Source organism: Cysteiniphilum litorale (assembly GCF_003428165.1).
GTDB classification, from domain to species: domain Bacteria; phylum Pseudomonadota; class Gammaproteobacteria; order Francisellales; family Francisellaceae; genus Caedibacter; species Caedibacter litoralis.
Window position 1 is genome coordinate 1 of sequence record NZ_QLIQ01000109.1, and the last position, 2,082, is coordinate 2,082.

The window sequence follows — 2,082 nt, forward strand, 5'->3', positions numbered from 1 at the left end:
ACGTCCGGAATCAATAAATGCGGTTAAGGATTCAACAAATGCCTCACCCCACCAGGTTTTATGCATACTCATCTTCTGTCACCATCTGATTTTTAAGTTTAATTAAGTCCATAAAGGATCGGGTATCGAGTGTACCAAGCCATGACTCATCACTACCAACAATCATATCCGATACGCGCTGCTTATCTTCAAGCATCTGATCAATGCTTTCTTCAATGGTGCCTGCGGTAATGTACTTATGCGCAAACACGGTTTTTTCCTGTCCGATACGATAGGCTCTGTCTGTCGCTTGATTTTCAACCGCAGGGTTCCACCAGCGATCAAAGTGAATGACATGATTGGCTTTGGTTAAGGTAATCCCGACACCACCTGCTTTTAATGACAGTATAAATACCGCAGGCGGTGATTCTGGATTTTGAAATTCCGTAATCATTTTTTCGCGTTTTGGACGAGATGTGCCACCATGCAGATAATAAGTCATATAACCATGCTGCTGTCGCATGATCTTTTCAAGCTCCTGACAGACTTCGGTAAACTGACTGAAAATTAAAACACTTTCCCCGTTAAGCATGATTTCTTTGGTCATATCTAATAGTCTTTGCAGTTTGACGGATCGCTCAGGGGTAAAAGCGCTACCATCTTGTAAAACCTGTGCAGGGTGGTTACACGCCTGTTTTAGCTTCAATAATGAGGAGACGAAAATCGCATTTTTCTCAATGCCTGTCGCGGTTCTTAATCTCTCCTCAGTTTCATCAACAATCGCCTGATAGATGGATGCCTGCTCTTTGGTTAACTGGCAGTACACCTTCTGCTCGATTTTATCCGGCAAATCTTTAATGATATTTTTATCGGTTTTCACGCGACGCAGGATAAATGGCTCAACCATTTTTTTAAGCATCTGGGTGCGATATTCATCATTGTCTTTTTGCACGGGTAGCTCAAACTCTTTTCTAAAAGCGGTTTTATTGCCAAGATAGCCCGGATTGAGAAAATTAAATATTGACCATAAGTCCATCAGTCGGTTTTCAACAGGGGTTCCTGTTAAAGCAATTCGCGATTGTCCTTCTAAAGAACATAGTGCTTTAGTCTGTGCCGCTGTCGGGCTTTTTATATTCTGCGCCTCATCAACAATGATTCGCGACCAGTGTTGGGATTGAAAGACATTTTTATCACGTCTTAATAGCCCAAACGAAGTAATGACAATATGCGTATTCTCAATTGCCTTGTGAAACATGTCGGCTTTGCGATTAGCGCCATGATAAATATAGGTTTTAAGCTCTGGTGCAAATTTACTGATTTCCCGATCCCAGTTACCAATCACTGAAGTTGGTGCTACGAGTAATGCAGGGGTTTCTGCTTTACGCGCCAAGAGTAGCGAAATAATCTGCATGGTTTTACCCAGACCCATGTCATCGGCAAGACAAGGATTCATGCCAATGGATTCCAGATAGGCTAACCATGATAAGCCCCTAACTTGATAGGGTCTTAAGGTTGCCTGTAAATCAGTTGGAGACTCAAGCATAGTAATGGCATCTTTATTAACCAGCTGATCCATCATTTTTTCAAGTGCTGCATCAACATCAATATCAAACTCATCTTCTTTTGCAGCCATTTCAAGTAGATCTTTGATGCTACCTTCTTTTTTGTCAATTTCAGAAGATTCAATGAGTTTCTGCATGCGTTGCATTTCTTTAGGGTCAATTTCAATCCACTGTCCACGGAAAAACACCAGATCAGATTTAGCCTCAAGCAGCATCTGCCATTCTTTATCAGATACCTGATGCTCACCTATCGCATAGCTGTAATCAAATCCAACCAGACTGTCGTAGCCAAGATAGCCTTTAGGGTTATCAAATTTTAGATCATCACGTTTTCTTTTAGAGGCTTTAATTTTCACTTTTGCTTTCAAGCGACCTTTTTTAGTCCACCATGACGGGACAATCACACTGTAACCACAGGCGTGGAGTGTCCAGGCGTCTTCTTTTAAAAACTGAAAGGCTTCATCTTTACTTAAGGTGATTTCAGGGGTATCCAATCCAGCATCAAACAATCGCTCAACAGGTTTAAATAAACGGCTGGCAT

The 2,082-nt window shown here is 41.6% G+C and carries 1 protein-coding gene; it reads right to left on the bottom strand.

Annotated features, from left to right (window positions below):
- Nucleotides 1-58: 58 nt before the first annotated feature.
- Nucleotides 59-2,082: DEAD/DEAH box helicase (locus DNJ75_RS14690; RefSeq protein WP_157968396.1), on the bottom strand; the 2,024-nt coding region annotated here is incomplete at its 5' end.